Consider the following 25,811-nt stretch of genomic DNA (forward strand, 5'->3'; position numbering starts at 1 on the left):
GGGGGCCGGATTCGCCGGCGAACCGGCTCCTGCGGGTGTAGGAGCCGGTGGCCAGGGCGCGAGGGTCAGGCGCCGATGACGCCGCCGTCTTCCCGGGTGATGGCCATTACCGAGGAGCGCGGCTTGCCGTTGGGCAGGTGCTCGGGGAAGGTTGAACCACCGTTTTCCCCCGGGTGCTGGATGCCCACGAACAGGGTCTTCTGGTCCGGGGCGAAAGCGATGCCGGTGACTTCACAACCCACCGGCCCGACCATGAAGCGGCGGATTTCACCGCTGTCTGGGTCGGCGCAGAGCATCTGGTTGTTGCCCATGCCGGCGAAATCGCCGCTGTTGCTGTAGTCGCCGTCGGTGAGGATCCACAAACGCCCGGCCGTGTCGAAACCCAGGCCGTCGGGGCTGTTGAACATGTTCTGCGGGGTGATGTTGGATGAGCCGCCCTTGGGCTGGCCGGCGTGCAGGCTCGGGTTGCCGGCGACCACGAACAGGTCCCAGGAAAAGTTCATGGCGCCATGATCATCGCCGCCGGTGCGCCAGCGCAGGATCTGCCCGTAGACGTTCTTCTCCCGCGGGTTGGGCCCGCCGACCGGCTGACCGTCTTCGCCGCGCTTGGAGTTGTTGGTCAGGGTGCAATAGACCTGGCCATCCTTGGGGCTGACCACAATCCATTCCGGGCGGTCCATGCGCGTGGCCTGGACCACGCTGGCTGCCAGCCGTGCCTGGATCAGCACCTGGGCCTGGTCGGCGAAACCGCTGCTGGCGTCGATGCCGTTCTTGCCGTGGCTCAGTTCGATCCACTGGCCCTGGCCTTTTGGGTGGTCCGGGTTGTTGTCACCGGCATCGAAGCGCGCCACGTAGAGGGTGCCGTGATCCAGCAGGTCGCGGTTGGCCTTGGGGTTGCGGTGGTTGATCTTGTCGCGGCTGATGAACTTGTAGATGAACTCGCCACGCTCGTCGTCGCCCATGTAGACCACGGCACGACCGTCGCGGGTTTGCGCCAGGGCGGCGTTTTCATGTTTGAAGCGGCCCAGGGCCGTGCGCTTGACCGGGGTCGATTGCGGGTCGAACGGGTCGATCTCCACCACCCAGCCATGACGGTTGAGTTCGTTGGGGTTCTTCGCCAGGTCGAAGCGCGGGTCATGCAGGTGCCAGTTGATCTCTTTGCTGGCCACCACGGCGCCGTAGCGTTTTTGCGCGGCATCGAACTTCTGATCGGCATTGCTGCTGCCGAAACAGTCGGTGAAGTTCTCTTCGCAGGTCAGGTAGGTGCCCCAGGGCGTCTTGCCGTTGGCGCAGTTCTGGAAGGTGCCGAGGACTTTCCTGCCCTTGGGGTCGGCGCTGGTCTTCAGCAGTTCGTGCCCGGCGGCCGGGCCGCTCAGGCGAATCGGCGTGTTGCCGTGAATCCGCCGGTTGTAGCGCGAGCCCTGGACGAACTGCCATTGGCCGTTCTTGCGCTGGACTTCGATCACCGAGACGCCCTCACTGGCCTGGGCCTTGCGCACGTCTTCGGCGGATTGCGGCAAGCCGCCGTGAGGGTAGAGGTAGCGGTAGTTGGTGTATTCGTTGTTGATCGCCATGAGCGCGCGGTGGCGGTCGTCGGGGAAGGCGAACAGGCTCATGCCGTCGTTGTTGTCGCCGAACTGCACTTCCTGGGCCTGGGCGGTGCCGTTGCCGCTGGGGTCGAAGGCCGGGCCGTTCTTGGCCAGGGGCTGGCCCCAGCTGATCAGTACCGAGGATCTGTAGCCTGGCGGCAGGGTGATGCTGTCGCTGGTGGCCGCAGGGATGCCGGCAAAGCCCAGCAACTGGCTGCTGCCAGCGCTGACACTGGCAGCCAGGGCGCTGCGGCTCAGCAGGTTGCCACCGAGAAACAGCGCCGCACCGCACAGGGCGCCGGCACCGATGAAACCGCGGCGGCTGAGGCCGACCATCTGTTCCAGATCGGTGGGTTGGTCTTCTTCTAATAACAGGCTCATATCAGGCTCCCTGCAGGTTTTTGCAGCCACCTTAATGAGCCCCCATGACGAATATGTTGCAGTGAAATGGCCCTGGAATCTTGCTCAGAGCGGGGTTCCGAGCAAAACGTGGGAGGCTGAGAACTGCACTTGGACCGCCGATGTTTCCCTCAATTCAAGGGCCTTGAGCCGCAGAGGCTCAGCCAGGGCGCACAAGGTCTGGCCGTTGGGCAGGGCGATGCGCACTTCGCAGGGGCCGTCTTCGGCATCGAGAATCTGCTCGATGGTGCCGCTCAGGCAATTGTGTCCAGTTGTTACTTGGGTGCCGACAGCCTGAACGTCCAGCCAGCCGGCCTTGATCAGCGCCACCACCTCGGTTCCCGGTAGCAGTTCCAGGCGCAGGGTACTGTCGTGGGTGATCTGCGCCTGAAGTTGCAGGCCTTCGGGCAGCGCCAGGACGATCAGGTCGTTGCAGCCCTGGGGTTCGACGGCCAGGACCTTGCCGTGCAACTGATTGCGCGCGCTGGTGCGCAGCATCAGGCGGCTCAGTAGGTCGAGGTCGCTGGCGTCTTCAGCGGCCTCCAGTACCTGGGCCTGCAACGCCTGCAAACGCTGGTAGAGACGCAGCACCCGCTGACCCTCGGCAGACAGCTTGGCGCCCCCTCCGCCCTTGCCGCCGACGCTGCGCTCCACCAGTGGGCTCTGGGCCAGGTTGTTCAGCTCATCGATGGCATCCCAGGCCGCCTTGTAGCTCAGGCCGGCGCTTTTGGCCGCGCGGGTGATGGAGCCCTGTTCGGCAATGTGTTGCAACAGGGCGATGCGCTGCGGACGACGGACGATGTGCTGGGTCAACAGAGTGGGCAGGGACATGGCAGGGCGCTTTGAACACGGGAGGTGGACGGGGAGTTTGCGGCTTGAGCGACGAGAGTCAAGTCAGTCGCCGCTACCCGGGCTGGCGGTTCTGGCCAGGCAATAGACGTCCACCCGGCGCGCGCCGGCCTTGATCAGCAAACGGGCCAGGGCCTGGGCGGTGGCGCCGGTGGTCAGCACATCGTCCACCAGGGCCAGGTGGCGGCCCGTGAGCGAGGCACCTTCTGCAAGGGTGAAGGCCTGGCGCAGGTTGCGCTGCCGGGCTCGGGCATCCAGGCCTTGCTGTGCGGGGGTGTCCTGGGGGCGCAGAAGCAGATCGGTTTGCACGTTCATTTGCAACTGCCTCCCCAGCCACTGGGCCAGCATGCCGGCCTGATTGAAACCCCGTTGGCGTAACCGCTGGCGAGACAGTGGCACGGCGAGCAGGCTGTCGGGCTGCGGCAGCCCCTCATCGAAGCGATAGCGCAGGAACTGGCCGAGAAGTTCGGCCATCAGCCGGCCAAATGGCCACTTTTCATGGTGTTTGAAGCGACTGATCAAGCTGTCCACCGGAAAGTCGTAGCGCCAGGGGGCGATGACGCGATGAAACGCCGGTGGACGCCGTAAACATTGGCCACACGTGAGGCCGGAAGCAGGCAAGGGCAGGGCGCAGACTGAACACTGGGCGCCGAGCCAGGGCAGCTCATCCAGGCACGGGGCGCACAGTGCCAAGGCTGAATCACTGGGCTCGTCGCACAATAAACAGATTTGTTTGTTTTTTAACCAGATGTAAACCGGCTTTTTGTATCTGGGTTGACAGTGCATGGCTCTTCCTTAAATATGCCGAACATCCGTGTCGCGGCTGTGGGCTTTCCTGTCCCGCACCGCTTGCCAAGCATAATCAAGGAATCGCCCATGAGCGCCAGCACCACCGCCACACTGCGTCATGATTGGACTTTGGCTGAAGTCAAAGCCTTGTTCGTCCAGCCGTTCAATGACTTGCTGTTCCAGGCGCAGACGGTGCACCGCGCGCATTTCGACGCCAACCGGGTACAGGTTTCCACGCTGCTGTCGATCAAGACGGGCGCCTGCCCGGAAGATTGCAAATATTGTCCGCAGTCCGGTCACTACAACACCGGCCTGGAAAAGGAAAAGCTCCTTGAGGTGCAGAAGGTCCTGGAAGAGGCCGCCCGGGCCAAGGCCATCGGTTCCACGCGCTTCTGCATGGGCGCAGCCTGGAAGCACCCGTCGGCCAAGGACATGCCTTACGTGCTGGAGATGGTCAAAGGCGTGAAGGCCATGGGCCTGGAAACCTGCATGACCCTGGGGCGCCTCGATCAGGACCAGACCGAGGCCCTGGCCAAGGCCGGCCTGGACTACTACAACCACAACCTCGATACCTCGCCGGAGTTCTACGGCAGCATCATCACCACCCGTACCTACAGCGAGCGCCTGCAGACCCTGGCCTATGTGCGCGACGCAGGGATGAAGATCTGCTCCGGTGGCATCCTCGGCATGGGCGAATCCCTGGATGACCGCGCCGGGCTGCTGATCCAGCTGGCCAACCTGGCGGAGCATCCCGAGTCGGTGCCGATCAACATGCTGGTGAAAGTCGCCGGCACGCCGTTGGAAAATGCCGAGGACGTGGACCCGTTCGACTTCATTCGCATGCTCGCGGTGGCGCGGATCCTCATGCCGCAATCCCATGTCCGGCTGTCGGCCGGCCGTGAAGCGATGAACGAGCAGATGCAGGCCCTGGCGTTTTTCGCCGGCGCCAACTCGATCTTCTACGGTGACAAGCTGCTGACCACTGCCAACCCGCAGGCCGACAAGGACATGCAGCTGTTCGCGCGCCTGGGCATCCAGCCCGAAGCCCGCGAAGAGCACGCCGACGAAGTGCACCAGGCGGCCATCGAGCAGGCCCTGGTCGAGCAGAAAAGCAGCGAGCAGTTCTACAACGCCGCCGTCTGACCTTGTGCGGTAGGAGCCGGCTTGCCGGCGAACCCGGCCCGGCCCGCGAATGTCCTGGATTTCACGGGCCAGCCCCTACCGGCGAATTGTCTGTAAGCCAACATCGAGGCCAGCATGTCTTTCGATCTCGCCGCGCGCCTTGCTGCCCGCCGTGCCGAACACCTCTATCGCCAGCGCCCGTTGCTGGAAAGCCCTCAGGGACCACAGGTGGTGGTCGATGGTCAGCCATTGCTGGCCTTCTGCAACAACGACTACCTGGGCCTGGCCAATCACCCGCAAGTGATCGAAGCCTGGCGCGCCGGCGCCAGCCGCTGGGGCGTGGGCGGTGGCGCTTCCCATCTGGTGATCGGCCACAGTACGCCTCATCACGCCCTGGAAGAGGCGCTGGCCGAACTCACGGGCCGCCCTCGGGCATTGCTGTTTACGACTGGCTACATGGCCAACCTGGGGGCGGTCACGGCCCTGGTCGGGCAGGGCGACACGGTGCTGGAAGACCGTCTCAACCATGCCTCCCTGCTGGATGCCGGGCTGCTTTCGGGCGCGCGCTTCAACCGCTATCTGCATAACGACGCGGCCAGCCTGGCCAAGCGCCTGGAAAAGGCCACGGGCAATACCCTGGTGGTGACTGACGGGGTGTTCAGCATGGATGGCGATGTTGCCGACCTGCCGGCCCTGGCCCGTGAAACCAAGGCCCGCGGTGCCTGGCTGATGGTGGATGACGCCCATGGCTTCGGCCCGCTGGGGGCCAATGGCGGCGGCCTGGTGGAGCATTTTGGCTTGGGGCTGGAGGACGTGCCGGTGTTGGTGGGGACTCTGGGCAAGGCCTTTGGCACCGCCGGGGCCTTTGTCGCTGGCAGCGAAGACTTGATCGAAAGCCTGATCCAGTTCGCCCGGCCATACATCTACACCACCAGCCAGCCACCGGCCCTGGCCTGCGCCACCTTGAAAAGCCTGGAACTGCTGCGCAGCGAGTATTGGCGGCGCGAGCACCTGGCGTCCTTGATCCGTCAGTTCCGCCAGGGGGCCGAGCAGATCGGCCTGGAGCTGATGGACAGTTTCACCCCGATCCAGCCGATCATGGTGGGTGACAGTGCCCGGGCGGTGCGGCTGTCGCAGAAGTTGCGTGAGCGGGGAGTCATGGTCAGCGCCATTCGTCCGCCGACCGTGCCGGCTGGCAGCGCACGGCTGCGGGTGACCTTGTCCGCGGCCCACAGCGAGGCTCAGGTGCAGCTATTGTTAAGCGCGTTGGCAGACTGTTTCAGTGAACTGCAAGCGGAGCCGAGCCATGCGTGATCGACTGATTCTGTTGCCGGGCTGGGGTTTGGGTGTGTCCCCGCTGGAGCCATTGGCGGCGGCGTTGCAGGGCCTGGATGCACACCTGCGGGTGGAGATCGAGCCCTTGCCGGAGTTGACCTCCAGCGACCCGCAGGACTGGTTGGACGAACTCGATGATGCGCTGCCGGACAACGTCTGGCTGGGCGGCTGGTCCCTCGGCGGCATGCTCGCCTCTGCACTGGCGGCACGGCGCGGCGAGCGCTGTTGCGGCCTGCTGACCCTGGCCAGCAATCCCAGTTTTGTTGCTCATGAGCAGTGGTCCAGTGCCATGGCCGGGGAAACCTTCGACGCTTTCCTGGCCGGCTGCGTGGCCGATCCGCGGGCCACCCTCAAGCGTTTTTCCTTGCTCTGTGCCCAGGGCGCCGCCGACCCGCGGGGCTTGTCGCGCATGCTGCTCAGCGGCGCGCCGGCAACGTCGCCGGCCGTGTTGATGGCCGGTCTGGAGTTGCTCGCGCAATTGGATACACGCGCGGCCCTGGAGGATTTTCGCGGGCCGCAGTTGCACCTGTTTGCCGGGCTCGACGGGCTGGTCCCTGCCGAGGCTGCCGGTGAGTTGCTGGCCTTGCTGCCGGATATAGAAGTTGGCCTGATTGAACACGCCAGCCACGGGTTTCTTCTGGAGGACCCCCATGGAGTGGCCGGTGCGATCCAGGCTTTTTTGCATGAGTCTGGCGATGACTGACCTTTCCATACCCACCTTTCCTGGCAGCCTGCCTGACAAGCGCCAGGTTGCGGCTTCGTTCTCTCGTGCGGCGGCCAGCTACGACAGTGTCGCGGAGCTGCAACGTGCGGTGGGGCAACATTTGCTCAGTCGGTTGCCTCAGGGCTGGGAGCCGCAGCGCTGGCTGGACCTGGGCTGCGGCACCGGGCATTTCAGCCGGGTGTTGGGGCAGCGCTTCAGCACTGCCCAAGGGCTGGCCCTGGATATCGCCGAGGGCATGCTCAATCACGCCCGGCCTTTGGGCGGCGCCGAACATTTCATTGCCGGGGATGCAGAGCGCCTGCCCTTGCGAGCGGACAGTTGCGAGCTGATCTTCTCCAGCCTGGCGGTGCAGTGGTGCGCCGATTTCGCGGCCGTGCTCAGTGAGGCCCGGCGGGTGCTCAAGCCGGGCGGCGTGCTGGCTTTTGCCAGCCTGTGTGTCGGTACTTTGCAGGAGCTGCGCGATAGTTGGGGTCAGGTCGATGGCCAGGTTCACGTCAATCGCTTCCGCGAGTTTGAACGTTATCGACAGCTGTGTGCTGGCAGTGGCTTGCAAGTGCGCAGCCTGGAAAAGATCCCCCATGTCCTGTATTACCCGGATGTGCGTAGCCTGACCCACGAATTGAAGGCGCTGGGCGCGCATAACCTCAACCCCGGGCGCCCGGGCGGCTTGACCGGCCGGGCGCGGATCGCCGGGCTGATCGACGCCTACGAAGGTTTCCGCCAGGCCAAGGGCCTGCCGGCGACTTATCAAGTGGTCTATGCCGTGCTGGAGAAACCGCTATGAGCCCTGCCTACTTCATTACCGGCACCGATACCGATGTGGGGAAAACCACTATTGCCGCGGGCTTGTTGCACGCAGCGCGGCTGGCCGGCTTGAGCACTGCGGCGGGCAAGCCGGTGGCTTCCGGTTGCGAGCTGACCGCCAAGGGGCTGCGCAATGCCGACGCCTTGGCGTTGCAGGCGCAGTCGTCGTTGCCATTGGCTTATGAAGAGGTCAATCCGTTTGCCTTCGAACCGGCCATTGCCCCTCATCTGGCGGCGCGAGAGGCCGGAGTGGCGTTGACCGTGCAGTCGCTGTTGACGCCGATGCGCCACATTCTGGCCAAGGGCGCGGATTTCACCCTGATCGAAGGTGCGGGTGGTTGGCGCGTGCCCTTGGCGGATCAGGACAACCTGTCGGATCTGGCCATGGCGTTGGGGTTGCCGGTGATCCTGGTGGTGGGTGTGCGTCTGGGCTGTATCAATCATGCGTTGCTCACTGCCGAGGCCATCGCCCAGGACGGCCTGCAGCTGGCAGGCTGGGTGGCCAACATCATCGATCCGAAGACCTCTCGTCTGGAAGAAAACCTCGCAACCCTGGCCGAACGCTTGCCGGCGCCGTGCCTGGGCAGGGTGCCGAAACTCAAGCCGGCCAGCGCCGAGGCCGTGGCCGAGCACCTGCAGCTGGACCTGCTGGACTAGGTTTTACCTATGACAAGGCACATTGCCATTAGTGTTTTTGACGGGTGTTTTCTTGACGCCTCTGCTTCAATGACACCTGTCACTCATTTTCAAGGTCGAGTTCTCCCATGGAAATTTCCGGGAACAGCGCTTTCTATGCCGGGCTGAACGCCATTCAGGCCGGGCAGAATCGTGTCGATCAAGGTTCCAGCCAGATCGCCAGCAGCGCCGTTGAGCGCTCTGCCGACACGCAGGCATCGGTGAATCAAGTCAATCGTCTGAGCGGCGTGGATCGCAGCCAGAGTCCCGACTTGGCCAGCAGCATGGTCGATATGTCCATGGGCAAGGTTCAGGTGGAACTGGGGGTCAAGGTTGCCAAGGCTTCTGATGAAATGCTCGGCACACTGATCGACACCTACGCTTGATGGTTTTCCGTTAAAGCCCGCTTCCCTCAAGGGAAGCGGGCTTTTTCTCATGCTTTTCCTTTCTGCCATTCCTCTTCTTCATTCCTTTGCGTAGCGGGTTGCCGGCGAGTCGGTTCCTACACTTCACGGCAGTGCTGTGGGTGTTCGCCTGCGCGTGCCTTTTTGTTTCTATGACGAAAGGCATTGGCGCGGCGCTTGACAAGATTTGGGCGTAAACGTATGTTTCAAACAACTGTTTGACCGCTATAAAAATTCAACGCGGTTGTTCATTCCCGGTTACATCAGCAGAGGTTTATCGCTATGCCTGACTACAAGGCCCCCTTGCGTGATATTCGCTTCGTTCGTGACGAACTGCTCGGCTATGAGGCGCACTATCAGAGCCTCCCGGCTTGCCAGGACGCCACTCCGGACATGGTTGACGCCATTCTCGAGGAAGGTGCCAAGTTTTGTGAGCAGGTGCTGGCTCCGCTGAACCGTGTGGGTGACCTGGAAGGTTGCACCTGGAGTGAATCCGGCGTTAAGACACCGACAGGCTTCAAAGAGGCCTACAAGCAATTCGTCGAAGGCGGCTGGCCGAGCCTGGCTCACGACGTTGAGCATGGCGGTCAGGGCCTGCCTGAATCCCTGGGCCTGGCGGTCAGCGAAATGGTTGGCGAGGCCAACTGGTCGTGGGGCATGTACCCAGGCCTGTCCCATGGCGCGATGAACACCATTTCCGAGCACGGTACTCCCGAGCAGCAAGAGGCCTACCTGACCAAGCTGGTGTCCGGTGAATGGACCGGCACCATGTGCCTGACCGAGCCACACTGCGGCACCGACCTGGGCATGCTGCGCACCAAGGCCGAACCTCAGGCTGATGGTTCCTACAAAGTCACCGGCACCAAGATCTTCATCTCCGCCGGTGAACACGATATGGCCGACAACATTGTCCATATCGTTCTGGCCCGTCTGCCGGATGCGCCTGCTGGCACCAAGGGCATTTCGCTGTTCATCGTGCCCAAGTTCCTGCCTAACGCTGATGGCAGCGTCGGCCAGCGCAACGCCGTGAGCTGTGGTTCCCTGGAACACAAGATGGGTATCCACGGTAACGCCACCTGCGTGATGAACTTCGACGCGGCCACCGGTTTCCTGATCGGCCCGGCGAACAAAGGCCTGAACTGCATGTTCACCTTCATGAACACCGCGCGTCTGGGTACTGCTCTGCAAGGCTTGGCGCACGCCGAGATCGGCTTCCAGGGTGGCCTGAAGTACGCTCGCGACCGTTTGCAAATGCGCTCCCTGACTGGCCCGAAAGCGCCGGACAAGGCCGCTGACCCGATCATCGTGCACCCTGACGTGCGTCGCATGCTGCTGACCATGAAGGCCTTCGCCGAAGGCAACCGGGCAATGGTCTACTTCACCGCCAAGCAGGTCGACATCGTCAAGTACGGCGTGGACGAAGAAGAGAAGAAGAAAGCTGACGCACTGCTGGCTTTCATGACGCCGATCGCCAAGGCGTTCATGACCGAAGTGGGTTTTGAATCCGCCAACCACGGTGTGCAGATCTACGGTGGCCACGGCTTCATCGCCGAGTGGGGCATGGAGCAGAACGTTCGCGACAGCCGCATCTCGATGCTGTACGAAGGCACCACCGGCATCCAGGCTCTGGACCTGCTGGGCCGTAAAGTACTGATGACTCAAGGCGAGGCCCTCAAGGGTTTCACCAAGATCGTCCACAAGTTCTGCCAGAACAACGAAGGCAACGAAGCGGTGAAGGAATTCGTTGCACCGCTGGCAGCACTGAACAAAGAGTGGGGCGAGCTGACCATGAAAGTGGGCATGGCCGCGATGAAGGACCGTGAGGAAGTGGGTGCCGCCTCGGTGGACTACCTGATGTACTCCGGTTACGCCTGCCTGGCCTACTTCTGGGCCGACATGGCGCGCCTGGCGGCTGAAAAGCTGGCAGCCGGCACCACCGAAGAGGCGTTCTACACCGCCAAGCTGCAGACTGCGCGCTTCTACTTCCAGCGCATCCTGCCGCGTACCCGCACTCACGTTGCGACCATGCTCTCGGGTGCCAATAACCTGATGGACATGAAGGAAGAGGACTTCGGCCTGGCTTACTAAGCCTGACTGAAGGCTTCGAAAAAGCCGCTCGCCCCTTGGGTTGAGCGGCTTTTTTATGCCCGCAGAATCTTCATGAAAATTCCCGACTAAATCACTAAGCAGAAGCGATTTCCTGCCGTTAAAGAGATGGCAATGTGATGTCTGTCATGTCGCGTGTGCTTAATTTCAATAAATGAAGGCACAATGCCATCTATTGATCAGCCGGGTCGGAGTTTTACCCTTGCCGCGTTCTTCCGCTGTACATTTCAGTCATTTTTTACCGTCTTTACTGCTTCTGCTTGCGGGGCTGGCGGCCGCCTACGTCAAGGACCTCAACGTCTTCTTCACGTCACTGTTCAATGTGTTGCCCACCTTGGTGCTGCTGCTCGGTGGTGCGTACTGCGCGGTGTATCGACGCCAGCGTGAACTGTTCTTGATGGTGACCGTGTACATCGCCTACTTCCTGCTGGACACCCAGACCGACTACTACCGGGATAACGGTCGGGTCCGGGAGGATGCGGCGGTGGTATTTCATCTCTGTTGCCTGCTGTTGCCTCTGCTGTTCGGCCTGTTCGCCGCCTGGCAGGAACGCACGCACTTATTTCAGGACATGGTGGCGCGTTTTGCCGTGCTGCTGGCATTCGGCAGCGTGGCTCTGGGGCTTGAGCAGAGTTACCCGCAGGCGCTGCTGAACTGGTTGGCGGAGATTCGCTGGCCGGCCCTGCACGGCAGTTGGATGAGCCTGATCCAGTTGTCGTATCCGGTGTTCTTCGCTGCCTTCCTGCTGTTGGCGATCCAGTACTGGCGCAGCCCACGCCCGCTTCATGCGGCGCAGTTGGTGGGGCTGCTGGGGCTGTTCTGGATGCTGCCCAAGACCTTCATCCTGCCGTTCACCCTGAACATCATGTGCAGCCAGGTGATGCTGATGATCGCCGCCGCGGTGGCCCATGAGGCTTACCAGATGGCGTTCCGCGACGAGCTGACGGGCCTGCCGGGACGCCGCGCACTGAACGAGCGCATGCAGCGTCTGGGGCGCAATTATGTGCTGGCGATGACCGACGTCGACCACTTCAAGAAATTCAACGACACCCACGGGCACGATGTGGGCGATCAGGTGCTGCGCCTGGTGGCCAGCAAACTCTCGAAAGTGACCGGCGGCGGGCGCGCCTACCGTTACGGCGGTGAAGAGTTCGCGGTGGTGTTTGCCGGCAAGACCCTGGACGAATGCATGCCGCACCTGGAGATGATTCGCGAGATCATCGCCACCTACAACATTCAGTTGCGCAACCAGGACAACCGGCCTCAGGACGACCAGCAAGGTCGCCAGCGGCGCGGTGTTGCCGCCGCGTCCAGCGTTTCAGTGACCATCAGTATCGGTGTCGCTGAACGCCTGGCGGAGCACCGGACCCCCGAGGAAGTGCTCAAGGCCGCCGACCAGGCGCTTTACAGTGCCAAGGGCGCGGGTCGCAACTGTGTCATGGCATTCGGGCAGAACCGTCGCGGTGCGGTGCGCATGGACGCCGCTGCCGGTTGAGTGATGATGGCGCATTCAGCGTCTGCACAGTCGTTGGCAGGCTGAGGGTGACGGCAGTAGGTTGGACCGATCTGCTGCCGGAGAAACCACCATGCCCGAGTATCAAGCTCCCCTGCGTGACATGCGCTTTCTGATCGATCACGTCTTTGACTTCCATGCCGGCTACGCGGCGCTGGGGGCTACTGATGCCAGCCCGGACATGGTCAGCGCGATCCTCGAGGAAGGCGCGAAATTCTGCGAAAACGTCCTGGCGCCGCTCAACCGTTCCGGTGACGAGGAAGGGTGCCATTTCGACAACGGCGTGGTCACCACCCCCAAGGGCTTCAAGCAGGCCTTCGCCCAGTACGTGGAGGGCGGCTGGCATGGGCTGGCGGCCGATCCGGCCTACGGTGGCCAGGGGCTGCCCCATTCGCTGGGGTTGGTGATCAGCGAGATGGTGGGCTCCAGCAACACCTCCTGGGGCATGTACCCGGGCCTGACCCATGGCGCCATGTCGGCGATCCATGCCCATGGCAGCGCCGAACAGAAGCGGTTGTACCTGAGCAAGCTCACCTCCGGGCAATGGACCGGCACCATGTGCCTGACCGAAGCCCATTGCGGCACCGACCTGGGCATCATCAAGACCCGCGCGGTCCCCCAGGCTGATGGCAGCTACGCGGTGTCGGGGAGCAAGATCTTCATCTCCGCCGGCGAGCACGACATGAGTGAGAACATCATTCATCTGGTGCTGGCCAAGCTGCCGGACGCGCCTGCCGGAACCAAGGGCATTTCGCTGTTCATCGTGCCCAAGTTCCTGCCGGACGCGGCAGGGCAGGCCGGCGAACGCAATGGCGTGAGCTGCGGCTCCATCGAGCACAAGATGGGGATCAAGGCTTCCGCCACCTGTGTGCTGAACTTCGACAGTGCCAGGGGCTTCCTGATCGGCGAGGCCAACAAAGGCCTGAATTGCATGTTCACCATGATGAACCACGCGCGCCTGGGCACAGGGATGCAGGGCTTGTGCCTGGGCGAGACCAGCTTCCAGGGCGCGATCACATACGCCAATGATCGTTTGCAGATGCGCTCCCTGACGGGGCCCAAGGCTCCGGACAAAGTAGCCGATCCGATCATCGTCCACCCCGATGTACGGCGCATGTTGCTGACCATGAAGGCGTTCAACGAGGGCAATCGGGCCCTGGCCTATTTCACTGCCCAATGGCTGGATGTGGCGCACCTGAGCCGCGATGAAGCACAACGCCAGGAGGCGGAGAACCTCTTGGCGTTCCTCACGCCGATCTGCAAGGCCTTCATGACCGAGACCGGGCTGGAAGTGACCAACCACGGTATGCAGGTGTTTGGCGGCCATGGCTATGTTCGCGAGTGGGGGATGGAGCAGCTGGTGCGTGATTGCCGCATTGCGCCGATCTATGAAGGCACCAATGGTATCCAGGCCCTGGACTTGCTGGGCCGCAAGGTGCTGGGCAGCCAGGGCAAGCTGTTGCTGGGGTTTACCAAGATCGTGCACAGGTTCTGTGGAGCACATGTCGCGCATCCGCAGCTCAAGGCCTATGTCGCGCAACTCGATGGCTTGAACCGCCAGTGGGGCGAGCTGACCACCAAGGTCGGCATGGCGGCCATGAAAAACCCGGACGAAGTGGGCGCTGCGGCCCTGGACTACCTGATGTACAGCGGTTACATCGTCCTGGCCTATCTGTGGCTGCGCATGGCTGTGGTTGCGCAACAGCAACTGGATGCCGGGCAGGGTGACAAGGCGTTCGCCAGGGCCAAGCTGGCCACCTGCGAGTTTTACTTCAAGCGCCTGCTACCGCGTACCGCTGCCCATTTGGCGGCAGTCGAGGCTGGCAGTGATTGCCTGATGAGCCTTCCGGCAGCGTTGTTCGCCCTGTAATCAGTCGGATATCGAACGGACGAAGCCCGCTTGCTGCGGGCTTTGTCATGCTTGAGTGTCTGTGTGACTAAAAATAACAAAAAGGTCACTAGTTGACCCTATGTGTCGCAAAAGTTGTTCGGTTACACTCGGGTTTTCTAAATGGGCCCGTTTCGGCCCGCTTTATTGGTTTTTGCGAGGTTTGCCATGGCTGACTACAAAGCGCCCCTGCGCGATATGCGCTTCGTCCTCAATGAAGTTTTCGAGGTCGCCAAGCTCTGGGCCCAGTTGCCGGCTCTGGCTGAGACTGTGGATGCCGAGACTGTCGAGGCGATTCTGGAAGAAGCGGGCAAAGTGACTGCCAGAAGCATTGCGCCATTGAGCCGCGGGGCCGACGAGGAAGGCTGCCACTGGAACAACACCGTGGTAACCACCCCGGAAGGTTTTCCACAGGCTTACCAGACCTACGCCGAAGGTGGCTGGGTCGGCGTGGGCGGTGATCCCGAGTTCGGCGGCATGGGCATGCCCAAGGCGGTATCGGCCCAGGTCGAGGAAATGGTCAACTCCGCGAGCCTGGCCTTCGGTCTGTATCCGATGCTGACCGCCGGGGCTTGCCTGTCGATCAATGCCCACGCCAGCGAAGAGCTGAAAACCACTTACCTGCCGAATATGTATGCCGGTGTCTGGGCGGGCTCGATGTGCCTGACCGAGCCTCATGCCGGGACCGATCTGGGCATCATCCGCACCAAGGCCGAGCCTCAAGCGGACGGTTCCTACGCCATCAGCGGGACCAAGATCTTCATCACCGGCGGTGAGCACGACCTGACGGAAAACATCATTCACCTGGTGCTGGCCAAGCTCCCGGATGCGCCGGCCGGGCCCAAGGGAATCTCCCTGTTCCTGGTGCCCAAGTTCATGGTCAACGCCGATGGCAGCCTGGGCGAGCGCAACCCGGTGAGCTGCGGTTCGATCGAACACAAGATGGGGATCCAGGCTTCGGCCACTTGCGTAATGAACTTCGACCAGGCCATCGGCTACCTGGTGGGCGAGCCAAACAAGGGCCTGGCGGCCATGTTCACCATGATGAACTATGAGCGCCTGGGCGTGGGTATCCAGGGGCTGGCGACCGGCGAGCGCTCCTACCAGAACGCCGTTGAGTATGCTCGTGACCGTCTGCAGAGCCGTGCGCCTACCGGCCCGCAAGCCAAGGACAAGGTTGCCGACCCGATCATCGTGCATCCGGACGTGCGGCGCATGCTGCTGACCATGAAGGCCGCCAACGAAGGCGGTCGGGCATTTTCCACCTATGTGGCGATGCAACTCGATACCGCCAAGTTCAGCGAGGACGCCGAGACCCGCCAGCGCGCGGAAAGCCTGGTGGCCTTGCTGACCCCCGTGGCCAAGGCATTCCTGACCGACCTGGGCCTGGAAACCACGGTGCATGGCCAGCAGATCTTTGGCGGGCACGGCTACATTCGTGAATGGGGCCAGGAACAACTGGTGCGCGACGTGCGCATCACCCAGATCTACGAAGGCACCAACGGCATCCAGGCCCTGGACCTGGTGGGGCGCAAGATCGTGGGCAGCGGTGGGGCTTTCTACCGTCTGTTCGCCGATGAGATCCGTCATTTCACCGCGACGGCCGATGGGCAACTGGCAGAGTTCACCCAGCCGTTGAGTGCGGCCCTGGACAACCTGGATGAGCTGACCGCGTGGCTGCTGGATCGAGCGATCAGCAACCCGAATGAAATCGGTGCGGCTTCGGTGGAATACCTGCAGGCGTTTGGCTACACGGCTTACGCCTACATGTGGGCATTGATGGCCAAGGCGGCTCTGGGCAAAGAGCAGGATGACCAGTTCTATGCCAGCAAACTGGGGACCGCGCGGTTCTACTTTGCACGTCTGCTGCCGCGTATTCACTCCCTGAGCGCCTCGGTGAAAGCGGGTAGCGAATCGCTGTTCCTGTTGTCGGCTGAGCAGTTTTAACCGGTAAGGGTCTTTGTAAGTAATCTCTTACATAACGTGCTGCTGATCGTCCATATCGGTAGATGAAGGCTGAAGCTAATCTACTTCACATGGACGTCGCGCAGGAAGCGCAAAGCAACAACACGGACACGTAGGATTCCGCCAGGATGGTGGAGTGAAAAGGATGTCAGGGAAACAGTCTGCAAAGCCCCGCTTCGGCGGGGTTTTCTTTTGTCCGGATTTTTTATTGTGACGGACCTATCCCAAGGCTTCCGCTGTGGAAGTTCCCCCCAAGCGCGGTTCCTGAACATTCATCGAGTCTTCCAACAAGGTTCGCAGCAGCTCCAGCGTCCCTTGCTGGCGTTGCAGATCCCGACAGACCAATCCGACCTTCAGCGGCACCCTGGGTTCGCTCAGTGGTTTCCACAGCAGTTCCTTGTTGCTGTGCTGCTGTTGGGAACGCCCAGGAAGTACGGTGGCTAGCCGCGTATGGGGAAGGCTGTCGAGAATGCCGGCCATGTTGTTCAGCTCGGCCTGCACCTGTGGACGGCGCCCGAGGTTCGCCAATTGCGCCTGCCAGATCTGGCGGATCTGAAACTCTTCTCCCAACAGCAGCATCGGCAACTCTGCCGCCTGGCTCATGGACACCTTCTTGAATTCGCGCAACGGATGTTGCTCCGGGATGACCAGTGTCAGTTCATCTTCGTACAGCGGTACGCCATGTAAGCCCGGCTGGCGCGGCGGCAAGTAGCTGATGCCGATATCCAGCGAGCCATTGAGCAAGCGCCGTTCGATTTCCAGGCCGGTCAGTTCGTAGATCTGCACTACAAGATGCGGCTGGGCCTTGCGGACCCGTTCGAGCATCTGCGGCACCAGGCTGCTGTGCACGGTTTGCAAGACGCCAATCGCCAGCGTGCGCAAGGCTTGCCCCTTGAAGTTGCGCAACGCTTCACGGGCCTGCTGCAAGCCGTCGAGCAGGGGCAGGGCGTGGTTGTACAGCGTATGAGCCGCGAGGGTCGGCAGCAGGCGTTTACTGCTGCGCTCAAACAGGCTGACGTCGAGGTTCTGTTCCAGTTGCCGGATCTGCTGTGAGAGCGCCGGTTGCGAGATCGACAGCCGCTCGGCAGCACGTCCTACATGACCTTCTTCATACACCGCGACGAAATAACGCAGTTGCTTAAAATCCATAAGTATTTCTTATCGAAAAAGCTTAAAAATCGAAATGGCCTGAAGCCCCCGAGGGGCCTAGTCTAGCGCCTATTCACTAGGCTTACAGGGCCACGAAGCGCGATGAATACCGTTTGTGTTGATGGTGTTTACATAGGCAAGGCAAAAAATCTAGGCCGAGGTCTGGTCAGTGATGTCGACAAGCACCCAGTTGCAAACCGTCTCTGGTTATGGGCGCAAGGCCTGGGCAGCGATGAACAGGGTGATCCGCGCTTTCACTCCGGCCCTGAGCGAGCACTGCATCACTACCCCGCCGAGCACTACGAGCACTGGCGTAAACGTTATCCACAGTTCGGCTGGAGCGCACCGGCGTTCGGTGAAAACCTCTCTACCCATGGCCTGACTGAAGAACAGGTCTGCCTGGGTGATCTGTTTCGCTGGGGAGGCGCATTACTGCAGATCAGCCAGCCGCGTTCGCCCTGTTACCGCCTGAGCCAGCGCTGGGGCTTGGCAAATCTGCCCCAGCAGGCTCAGGACAACGGCCGCTGTGGCTGGTTTTACCGGGTGCTCAAGCCAGGTTTTGTCCAGGTGGATGAACCCTTCGAGCTGATCCAGCGCAGTTACCCCGGCCTGACGGTGGCCTGGGCCTTGCGCTGTTTTTTCCAGGAACCTCTAGAGCGTGCAGGCTTGAAAACCCTTATCGATTGCCCGGCACTCTCTTCGCGCTGGCGTGATATCGCTATCAAGCGCTTGCGCACCGGCCGGGTCGAAGACTGGTCCGCGCGTTTGCTGGGCTTGCCGCTGGAGGGGCTGCGGGCATGAATCTGTTCAACCTGCGCCGCACTCCGCCGAGCCTGGAAGACCTGGCCCTCGAGTCTCATGCGGCGGCTGCGGACCACGCGCTTTCCAGTGAGTGCCTGATGCCCAGCGTGCAGCGCCCCCAACCGGTGTTCGTACGTGGCCAGGGCTCCTGGCTGTGGGACAGCGAAGACCGTACCTACCTGGATTTCACGCAGGCCGGGGCTGCCAACAGCCTTGGTCATAGCCCATCCGTGCTGGTCAAGGCGCTTGCCGAGCAGGCGCAGTCGCTGATCAACCCTGGTTCGGGGTTCTACAACCGCGGCATGCTCAAGCTTGCCGATCGTCTGTGTCGCAGTACGGGCAGTGACCAGGCCTACCTGCTGAGCAGCGGCAGCGAAGCCTGCGAGGCCGCGATCAAGCTGGCGCGCAAATGGGGCCAGCTGCACCGTGGCGGCGCGGCAGGCATCATCACGGCCCGCCAGGGCTGCCACGGGCGCGGATTTGCGGCGTTGTCGGCGGCTGGCAAGGGTGCCCCGGGTAATCGTTTCGGCCCAGGCTTACCGGGCTTCAGCCAAGTGCCGTTCAATGATTTGCCGGCCCTGCACGCGGCAGTGGACGCGCAAACCGTGGCGATCATGCTGGAGCCTATCCAGAGTGAGGCCGGTGTCATTCCGGCAACCGAGCATTACCTCAAGGGCGTCGAGCGCCTGTGCCGCGAGTTGGGCATTCTGCTGATTCTCGATGAGGTCCAGACCGGTATCGGTCGGTGCGGCACGCTGCTGGCCGAACAGCTGTATGGCGTGCGCGCCGACATCATCGCCCTGGGCAAGGGGCTCGGCGGCGGTGTACCGCTGGCCGCGCTGCTGGCGCGGGGCAAGGCCTGCTGCTTCGAGGCGGGCGAACTCGACGGCACCCACCATGGCAACGCGCTGATGACTTCGGCCGGCCTGGCCGTTCTGGACAGCCTGCACGAACATGGGTTTCTCCAACAGGTTCGCCGCAACGGCCAGTACCTGGGGCAGGAACTGACGCGTTTGGCGAGCCGCTATGCCCAGGGGCAGGTGCGCGGGCACGGATTGTTCTGGGGCATGACCTTGGCGGATGAGTCGGCCGAGGCTCTGGTCAAGGCGGCACTGCATGAAGGCCTGCTGCTCAGTGCTCCGCAACCGGACTGCCTGCGTTTTACTCCAGCGCTGAGTGTCAGCAAGGGCAACATCGACGAGATGCTCCTACGCCTGTCCCGGGCCTTTTCTCGGGTGCGCACAGCGCAATTGCAGTGCCGCAAGGGAGTGGCCGTGTGATGCGCGTACTGATCTTGCAGCATTCTCCGGCTGCCGGTCCGGGGCGGATCAACCAGTGGCTGCTGGAGCGGGCAAGTGCGGTGCACATCTGCCATCTGTACGCTCAGGCACGTTTGCCACGGCTCGACAGTTTCGACCTGCTGATTGTCCTGGGTGGCCCCATGAGCGTGCACGACGAGCTACAGACGCCTTGGCTGGCTGCGGAAAAACGCCTGTTGCGCAAGGCGTTGTCCGCCGGCAAGCGAGTGCTGGGCATAGGCCTTGGCGGCCAGCTCCTGGCTCAGGCACTGGGCGCGCAAGTGCGGCCCAGTGCGGCGCGGGAGATCGGCTGGTGGCCTGTGGAAAAGTACCCCAATGCTCAGGACTCGCCGCTCGGGCTGGCTTTGCCGGAGCGCCTGATGGCCTTTCATTGGCATGGCGAAAGCTTCGATCTGCCCAAGGGGGCGTTGCCGCTCTATCGCTCGGCGGCCTGTGCTCACCAGGGCTTTATCTGGCAGGAGCGGGCCATTGGCTTGCAATGCCTGCTGCAGAGCGACCTGCATAGCATCGAGGCGCTTTTGCAGAGCCGCCCCCAGGGCTGGCTGAATACTGAACACAGTGCTGAACCGGACAGCGTCGAGGACCAACAGGCGATCCTCGCCGGGATCCCTCATTGCAGCGGCCTGGCGCCGACACTGTTTCGAGTGCTGGATTACCTTTCCGGGCCCCATCCGACCTTACGTTGACTGAATTCCTGAACCGTCTTGCGGTATAACGCATCGCCCCGTGTCCGATTTTTCGCACGGGGCGTTTTTTTGCCTGCTGCTTTTTCAAATCCCTGCTTTTCGCCTGAGCTCCGGTCAGGCCAGGGGGCGGCCAGTGATTGTTCTGAACCCTGGCCCGCGGCCAGGGTCGATTGCAGGCAAGGCTCAACCGAGCCGATTTCCAACGGGAGCTGCCCTATGGACTTGATCCGCATCATCTTCGCCATTCTCTTGCCGCCCCTGGGGGTATTTCTGCAAGTGGGCTTTGGCGGCGCTTTCTGGCTGAACATCCTGCTGACCCTGTGTGGATACATCCCCGGTATCGTCCACGCGGTGTACATCATCGCCAAACGCTGATGGCCCGGCCCGCCCGCTCCGCTGGAACGGGCGAGCCTTGTTCAAGGCTGTGCCTGCAGCACTTTCTGATAGAACCGCCACTCCTGTTCCAGGGCGTGAGCCTGATTGTCCGCCTTGCGAAAGCCGTGGCGCTCATCCGGGTAGTAATGCGCCTCGGCGGCAATGCCCTGGTCCTCGAGTGCCTGGAGCATGTCGCGGGTTTGTTGCGGCACCACCACGGCGTCCAGCTCGCCCTGGAAAAACACCACCGGGACACTGATATCGCGAGCATGCAGCAGCGGTGTGCGGGCCAGGTAACGCTGCCGGTCCTGCTGCGGGTCGCCGATCAGCCAGTCCAGATAGTCACCCTCGAACTTGTGAGTGGAGCGGGTGAGGGCAATGGGGTCGCTGACTCCATACAAGCTGGCGCCGGCACAGAACACCTTGGCGAAAGCCAGGGCGCAGAGGGTGGTGTAGCCTCCCGCGCTGCCGCCACGGATGAACGCTTGCCGTGGATCGATCAGCCCTTGCTGGTCCAGGTAGGACACCACCGCGCAGGCATCCTCCACATCCACTTCGCCCCAGCGCAGGTGCAGGGCCTGGCGGTAAGCCCGGCCATAGCCGCTGCTGCCCCGGTAGTTCAGATCGGCCACGGCGAAGCCGCGCTGGGTCCAGAACTGGATGCGCGGATCGAGTATCGGATAGCAGGCGGAGGTGGGGCCTCCGTGGATGAACACCACCAGAGGCGGTCGGTTGACCCCGTTCATGGCCGGGTAGAAGAAACCGTGGGCCTGGCCGTCGCCGCTGGGGTAGCACAGGGTTTGCGGGCGGCTGATGCGTTCCGCCGGCAGCGGCGCCACACCACCGGCCAGTACCTGTACCTGCCGGGTTTCACGCTCGATGGTGATCACGGCCGAAGGGCTGACGGGCGAGGCGGCGATGCAATACAGGTAGCGCTGATCCTGCGCCAGGCCGCGAAAGCGGCTGTAGTCACCGCTGAAGTCCTGTTGCGCACCGTCGGCGTGGTGCACGCCGAGACGGCCGAAGCCTTTCTCGGTCCAGCTGCCGAACCAGGCGTCACCGCCCAGGGGCATCCAGGTGCTGCAGCCCAGCTGCCAGGGGGCTGGAGCGTGATCGGCCGCGGCACAGGGCAGCGGGCGCAAACCGCTGCCGGATTCGGCCCAGGGTTGCCAGAAACCCTGGCGATCGGTCAGGCAGTAGAGTTGCTGGTCCTGGTCGAAGCGTGGCTGCTGCAGGGATTCCTGCTCGCCGTCCCCGGCCACGCAGCGCGGCTCACCCCAGGTGCCGTTGTTGCGGCGTTCGGCGAGCATCAGGCGCGTGCAGGTCCAGGGCTGATGAGGGCGATCCCACTCGATCCAGGCCAGGCGTTGGCCGTTGGCGCTCAAGGTCGGAGCGGCATAGAAGTCGGCCCCGGCGGCGAGCAACTGGCGACGCCCGTCCTGGAGGTCGATGGCCACCAGCCGGTGGTCGTTGGCGCACTCTTCCACCGCCAGTATCTGATCGGCGTGAGCCTGCAGATCACCGTAGCGGCAATCGCCCCGGGTCAGGGCTTCTGGCGCGCCGCCCGCCAGGGGCTGGCGATACAGCTGCTGGTCCGCGTCATTGACGAACACCAAGTGTTCGCCGCTGATGCAGAAGGCGCCGCCACCATATTCGTAGACCCGGCTGCGGGCGCTGAAACCCGCTGGGGTCAGGCAACGGGCCTGGTCTTGCTGCCAATGCCAGATCCGGCAACTGGCGTCTGCGGGACGATATTCATTCCAGAACAGGCCGTGGGGCGTCAGCTGCAGTTCGGCAAAATCGGTTCCGGCGGCGGTGGCCTGGTTGGCGCTGAAGGGCTCAACCCTTGGCGATGAGGCGTGAGTTTCGTTCATTGCGAAAGGCCAGTTGCTCAATGGTTTGGGTGGCGGTTTCGGATTCTTCGCGGGCCTTGAGAATCATCCCGTGGTGTTCCGATTTGCTGCACACCGGATCGGCGTTGCTGGCATCCCCGGTGAGCATGAAGGCCTGGCAGCGGCAGCCGCCGAAGTCCTTTTCCTTCTCGTCGCAGGAGCGGCACGGCTCGGGCATCCAGTCGTACCCACGATAGCGGTTGAAGCCGAAGGAGTCGTACCAAATGTGCTGCATGCTGTGGTCGCGCACATTGGGGAATTGCACCGGCATCTGCCGCGCGCCGTGGCAGGGCAGGGCGGTGCCGTCCGGGGTCACGGTGAGGAAGATGCTGCCCCAACCGTTCATGCAGGCCTTGGGACGCTCTTCGTAGTAGTCCGGGGTGACGAAGATCAGTTTGCAGGGGTGGCCCTGGGCTTCCAGCTTGGCTCGGTACTCGTTGGTGATGCGTTCCGCGCGCACCAGTTGCTCCTGGGTCGGCAGCAGGCCGACGCGGTTGAGCTGGGCCCAACCGTAGAACTGGCAGGTGGCGAGCTCGACGAAATCGGCCTCCAGGGCGATGCACAGTTCGATGATGCGGTCGATCTTGTCGATGTTGTGCCGGTGGGTGACGAAGTTCAGCACCATCGGGTAACCGTGGGCCTTGACCGCTCGGGCCATCTCCAGCTTCTGCGCGAAGGCTTTCTTCGAACCGGCCAGCAGGTTGTTCACCTGCTCGTCGCTGGCCTGGAAGCTGATCTGGATGTGGTCCAGGCCGGCTTTCTTGAAGTCGCTGATCTTCTGCTCGGTGAGGCCGATGCCGGAGGTGATCAGGTTAGTGTAGAAGCCCAGCTTGCGCGCCTCGCCGATCAGTTCGGCGAGGTCCTGGCGCACCAGCGGCTCGCCGCCGGAGAAGCCCAGCTGCGCGGCGCCCATCTCTCGGGCTTCGCGAAATACCTTGATCCACTGCTCGGTGCTCAGCTCCTTGCCCTGCTCGGCGAAATCCAGCGGATTGGAGCAGTAGGGGCATTGCAGCGGGCAGCGGTAAGTCAGCTCGGCCAGCAACCACAGCGGCAGGCCGACTGGCGGTTTTTCGGGTACGCCGGCTTCAGCCGAGTTCGATCCAGTGCTGGGCACGGGCGACCTCCATGAACTGCTCGATATCGTCACCGAGCTCGGCCACCCCTGGGAACTGGACCTCCAGTTCGCTGATGATCGCCGTCACGTTGCGCTCGCCATCAATCAGCCCGCCGATCAGCGCGGCACTGTCGTTGAGCTTGATCATGCCCTCCGGGTACAGCAGGACGTGGCCCTTTTGTGCCGGTTCGTACTGGAAGCGGTAGCCGGGGCGCCAGCGTGGGGTTTTGCTGCGGTCGAAACTCATAGGGGGATCCCTTTATGCCAGACCCGCTGATCGGTAACGCTGTGATAAGGCGGGCGATTCAATTCATAGGCCATGCTCATGGCGTCGAGCATGCTCCAAAGGATGTCCAGTTTGAACTGGAGAATTTCCAGCATGCGTTCCTGGCCGGCACGGGTGGTGTAGTGCTGCAGGGTGATCGCCAGGCCGTGCTCGACATCGCGGCGGGCCTGGCCCAGGCGGGTGCGGAAGTACTCGTAGCCGGCCGGGTCGATCCACGGGTAATGCTGGGGCCAGCTGTCCAGGCGCGACTGGTGGATCTGTGGGGCGAACAGCTCGGTCAGCGAACTGCTGGCGGCTTCCTGCCAACTGGCCCGGCGGGCGAAGTTGACGTAGGCGTCCACGGCAAAGCGTACGCCGGGCAGCACCAGTTCCTGGGAGCGCAGTTGGTCCGGGTCCAGGCCCACGGCCTGGCCCAGGCGCAGCCAGGCCTCGATGCCGCCGTCTTCGCCAGGGGCGCCGTCGTGGTCCAGCAGGCGCTGGATCCACTCGCGGCGAACTTCGCGGTCCGGACAGTTGGCGAGGATCGCCGCGTCCTTCATGGGGATGTTCACCTGATAGTAGAAGCGGTTGGCGACCCAGCCCTGGATCTGCTCGCGGGTCGCCCGGCCTTCATACATCGCCACATGATAGGGGTGATGGATGTGGTAGTAGGCGCCTTTGGCGCGCAGAGCCTGCTCGAATTCGGCGGCGGACAGCGGGGTGTCGGTCATGTGTGTTCTCCGGAGGGTTGCCCTTTCGCGGGCAAGCCCGCTCCTAAGCAAAGGGGCCAAGGCGCTTGGGTCGAGCTTGTGGGCGATTCGCCCTACAGCTCAATACTCATTCCGTCGTAAGCCACTTCCACCTTTCGGCGTACCAGTTCGGCACGTTCGGCGGAGTCTTCGTCAAGGATCGGGTTGGTGTTGTTGATGTGGATCAGCACCTTGCGCTGGCGGGGCAACTGCTCCAGCACTTCGAGCATGCCGCCGGGGCCGTTCTGCGCCAGGTGGCCCATTTCCCGACCGGTGCGCGTGCCGACGCCACGACGCTGCATTTCATCGTCTTCCCACAGGGTGCCGTCCACCAGCAGCACATCACTGGCGGCCATGATTTCCAGCAGTGGCGCATCCACTTTGCCCAGGCCTGGCGCGTAGAACAGTTTGCCGCCGCTGCGCAGGTCTTCGACGATCAGGCCGATGTTGTCCCCCGGGTGCGGGTCGAAACGGTGCGGTGAATAGGGTGGCGCCGCGCTGCGCAGGGGCAGTGGCGTGAAGCGCAGGTTGGGGCAGGCGGGGACGCTGAAGCTCTGGTCCAGTTCGATGCGGTTCCAGTTCAAGCCGCCGTTCCAGTGGCTGAGCATCTTGAACAGCGGGAAGCCGGTGCTCAGGTCTTCGTGGACCATGTCGGTGCACCAGACCTGATGCGGGCAGCCTTCGCGCAGGCTGAGCAGGCCGGTGGTGTGGTCGATCTGGCTGTCCATGAGGATGATCGCGCTGATGCCGCTGTCACGCAGCGCTCGGCCCGGTTGCATGGGGGCGAAGCTTTGCAGTTGGGCGCGGATGTCCGGGGAGGCGTTGCACAGCACCCAGTTCACCCCGTCATCGGAAATGGCGATGGACGATTGAGTGCGCGCCTGGGCCCGTAGGCTACCGTCGCGAAACCCTGCGCAGTTCACGCAGTTGCAGTTCCACTGCGGAAAACCACCGCCGGCGGCGGAACCTAGAATCTGGACAAACATGGACGCTCCCTGGGCTGAAGGCTGGAAAAAAGGTGGAGAACTGAAAATAAAAACGCCCCGGACGGGCCGAGGCGTTGCGCTGCGTTTCTGGCCAGAGGCAGAGATTAGCGGCTGGCGAAGTACATGGTGACTTCGAAGCCGATACGCAGGTCGGTGTAAGCAGGTTTGGACCAAGTCATAAAAGTGCTCCTTTGAGGTGGGTGGGACGGGTATTGCCTATACATATAGTCCACCTCCGGCGGGAGATGTTCAGATGCTTAGGAGGCTATCTTACTAAATTCCCGCAGAAGGTTGCCCGCAATTCTGAAGAAAG

The 25,811-nt window shown here is 62.7% G+C and carries 24 protein-coding genes; 14 read left to right on the forward strand and 10 right to left on the reverse strand.

The window, feature by feature from the left end:
- Positions 1-65 precede the first annotated feature (65 nt).
- The 3 genes from LXM55_RS27660 to LXM55_RS27670 all read right to left on the reverse strand — a co-directional run bounded on the left by LXM55_RS27660 (position 66) and on the right by LXM55_RS27670 (position 3,623).
- On the reverse strand, positions 66-1,970 hold the full coding sequence (locus LXM55_RS27660; protein WP_233323305.1) for a PhoX family protein: 1,905 nt from the start codon (positions 1,968-1,970) through the stop codon (positions 66-68).
- An 84-nt stretch (positions 1,971-2,054) separates the two neighbouring features.
- On the reverse strand, positions 2,055-2,819 hold the full coding sequence (locus LXM55_RS27665; protein WP_233323306.1) for a TOBE domain-containing protein: 765 nt from the start codon (positions 2,817-2,819) through the stop codon (positions 2,055-2,057).
- Between the two features lie 63 nt (positions 2,820-2,882).
- Complete coding sequence (locus LXM55_RS27670; RefSeq protein ID WP_233323307.1) at positions 2,883-3,623, reverse strand: ComF family protein; 741 nt, start codon at positions 3,621-3,623, stop codon at positions 2,883-2,885.
- A gap of 90 nt (positions 3,624-3,713) precedes the next feature.
- Here LXM55_RS27670 and bioB point away from each other — a divergent pair, with 90 nt between their 5' ends.
- From bioB to LXM55_RS27720, 10 genes are all read left to right on the forward strand, one after another.
- The gene (bioB, locus tag LXM55_RS27675) at positions 3,714-4,769 is read left to right on the forward strand and encodes a biotin synthase BioB (RefSeq protein WP_233323308.1); all 1,056 of its coding nucleotides are present in this window, start codon (positions 3,714-3,716) and stop codon (positions 4,767-4,769) included.
- A 114-nt stretch (positions 4,770-4,883) separates the two neighbouring features.
- Positions 4,884-6,062 (forward strand): 8-amino-7-oxononanoate synthase, encoded by a 1,179-nt coding sequence (gene bioF / locus LXM55_RS27680; RefSeq protein WP_233323309.1) that lies wholly within the window; start codon positions 4,884-4,886, stop codon positions 6,060-6,062.
- Positions 6,055-6,786 (forward strand): alpha/beta fold hydrolase, encoded by a 732-nt coding sequence (locus LXM55_RS27685; protein ID WP_233323310.1) that lies wholly within the window; start codon positions 6,055-6,057, stop codon positions 6,784-6,786. Before bioF ends, LXM55_RS27685 begins: the two co-directional genes overlap by 8 nt.
- A complete protein-coding gene (bioC, locus tag LXM55_RS27690; protein WP_233323311.1) occupies positions 6,779-7,591 on the forward strand; it encodes a malonyl-ACP O-methyltransferase BioC in 813 nt (270 codons plus the stop codon). The genes LXM55_RS27685 and bioC overlap by 8 nt, the downstream gene beginning before the upstream one ends.
- Positions 7,588-8,268, forward strand: a complete 681-nt coding sequence (gene bioD / locus LXM55_RS27695; RefSeq protein ID WP_233323312.1) for a dethiobiotin synthase — start codon at positions 7,588-7,590, stop codon at positions 8,266-8,268. The genes bioC and bioD overlap by 4 nt, the downstream gene beginning before the upstream one ends.
- Before the next feature lie 107 nt (positions 8,269-8,375).
- Entirely contained in the window at positions 8,376-8,672 is a 297-nt protein-coding gene (locus LXM55_RS27700) for a pyrroloquinoline quinone biosynthesis protein PqqE (protein WP_233323313.1), read from the forward strand.
- Between the two features lie 300 nt (positions 8,673-8,972).
- On the forward strand, positions 8,973-10,778 hold the full coding sequence (locus LXM55_RS27705; RefSeq protein ID WP_233323314.1) for a phenylacyl-CoA dehydrogenase: 1,806 nt from the start codon (positions 8,973-8,975) through the stop codon (positions 10,776-10,778).
- 220 nt (positions 10,779-10,998) lie between these two features.
- Positions 10,999-12,291: a GGDEF domain-containing protein gene (locus LXM55_RS27710; protein ID WP_233323315.1), complete on the forward strand. Its 1,293-nt coding sequence runs from the start codon at positions 10,999-11,001 to the stop codon at positions 12,289-12,291.
- 91 nt (positions 12,292-12,382) lie between these two features.
- Positions 12,383-14,179 carry an acyl-CoA dehydrogenase C-terminal domain-containing protein gene (locus tag LXM55_RS27715; RefSeq protein ID WP_233323316.1) on the forward strand — a complete coding sequence of 599 codons (1,797 nt, stop codon included), beginning with the start codon at positions 12,383-12,385 and terminating at the stop codon, positions 14,177-14,179.
- Positions 14,180-14,365: 186 nt separating this feature from the next.
- Complete coding sequence (locus LXM55_RS27720; RefSeq protein WP_233323317.1) at positions 14,366-16,144, forward strand: acyl-CoA dehydrogenase C-terminal domain-containing protein; 1,779 nt, start codon at positions 14,366-14,368, stop codon at positions 16,142-16,144.
- A gap of 237 nt (positions 16,145-16,381) precedes the next feature.
- On the opposite strand, the gene LXM55_RS27725 is transcribed toward LXM55_RS27720, so the two are convergent.
- Complete coding sequence (locus tag LXM55_RS27725) at positions 16,382-17,311, reverse strand: LysR family transcriptional regulator (RefSeq protein WP_233323318.1); 930 nt, start codon at positions 17,309-17,311, stop codon at positions 16,382-16,384.
- Positions 17,312-17,413: 102 nt separating this feature from the next.
- Between LXM55_RS27725 and LXM55_RS27730 the strand changes: the two genes are divergently transcribed.
- From LXM55_RS27730 to LXM55_RS27745, 4 genes are all read left to right on the forward strand, one after another.
- On the forward strand, positions 17,414-18,112 hold the full coding sequence (locus LXM55_RS27730; protein ID WP_233323319.1) for an MOSC domain-containing protein: 699 nt from the start codon (positions 17,414-17,416) through the stop codon (positions 18,110-18,112).
- Positions 18,109-19,392: an aspartate aminotransferase family protein gene (locus LXM55_RS27735; RefSeq protein WP_233323320.1), complete on the forward strand. Its 1,284-nt coding sequence runs from the start codon at positions 18,109-18,111 to the stop codon at positions 19,390-19,392. The genes LXM55_RS27730 and LXM55_RS27735 overlap by 4 nt, the downstream gene beginning before the upstream one ends.
- Positions 19,392-20,117, forward strand: a complete 726-nt coding sequence (locus LXM55_RS27740; protein WP_233323321.1) for a type 1 glutamine amidotransferase — start codon at positions 19,392-19,394, stop codon at positions 20,115-20,117. The genes LXM55_RS27735 and LXM55_RS27740 overlap by 1 nt, the downstream gene beginning before the upstream one ends.
- Before the next feature lie 216 nt (positions 20,118-20,333).
- The gene (locus tag LXM55_RS27745) at positions 20,334-20,492 is read left to right on the forward strand and encodes a YqaE/Pmp3 family membrane protein (protein ID WP_011063854.1); all 159 of its coding nucleotides are present in this window, start codon (positions 20,334-20,336) and stop codon (positions 20,490-20,492) included.
- Positions 20,493-20,533: 41 nt separating this feature from the next.
- On the opposite strand, the gene LXM55_RS27750 is transcribed toward LXM55_RS27745, so the two are convergent.
- The 6 genes from LXM55_RS27750 to pqqA form a co-directional block, all read right to left on the reverse strand.
- On the reverse strand, positions 20,534-22,366 hold the full coding sequence (locus LXM55_RS27750; protein ID WP_233323322.1) for a S9 family peptidase: 1,833 nt from the start codon (positions 22,364-22,366) through the stop codon (positions 20,534-20,536).
- Positions 22,332-23,498 (reverse strand): pyrroloquinoline quinone biosynthesis protein PqqE, encoded by a 1,167-nt coding sequence (pqqE, locus tag LXM55_RS27755; protein ID WP_233323323.1) that lies wholly within the window; start codon positions 23,496-23,498, stop codon positions 22,332-22,334. Before pqqE ends, LXM55_RS27750 begins: the two co-directional genes overlap by 35 nt.
- Positions 23,470-23,745 carry a pyrroloquinoline quinone biosynthesis peptide chaperone PqqD gene (gene pqqD / locus LXM55_RS27760; RefSeq protein ID WP_233323324.1) on the reverse strand — a complete coding sequence of 92 codons (276 nt, stop codon included), beginning with the start codon at positions 23,743-23,745 and terminating at the stop codon, positions 23,470-23,472. The genes pqqE and pqqD overlap by 29 nt, the downstream gene beginning before the upstream one ends.
- Positions 23,742-24,494, reverse strand: a complete 753-nt coding sequence (gene pqqC, locus LXM55_RS27765; protein WP_233323325.1) for a pyrroloquinoline-quinone synthase PqqC — start codon at positions 24,492-24,494, stop codon at positions 23,742-23,744. Before pqqC ends, pqqD begins: the two co-directional genes overlap by 4 nt.
- A gap of 92 nt (positions 24,495-24,586) precedes the next feature.
- Complete coding sequence (pqqB, locus tag LXM55_RS27770; RefSeq protein WP_233323326.1) at positions 24,587-25,498, reverse strand: pyrroloquinoline quinone biosynthesis protein PqqB; 912 nt, start codon at positions 25,496-25,498, stop codon at positions 24,587-24,589.
- Between the two features lie 104 nt (positions 25,499-25,602).
- Positions 25,603-25,677 carry a pyrroloquinoline quinone precursor peptide PqqA gene (gene pqqA / locus LXM55_RS27775; RefSeq protein ID WP_003194766.1) on the reverse strand — a complete coding sequence of 25 codons (75 nt, stop codon included), beginning with the start codon at positions 25,675-25,677 and terminating at the stop codon, positions 25,603-25,605.
- Positions 25,678-25,811: the final 134 nt, after the last annotated feature.

Origin of the sequence: Pseudomonas sp. Au-Pse12, from assembly GCF_021341665.1 — a bacterium.
Classification (GTDB): Bacteria; Pseudomonadota; Gammaproteobacteria; order Pseudomonadales; family Pseudomonadaceae; genus Aquipseudomonas.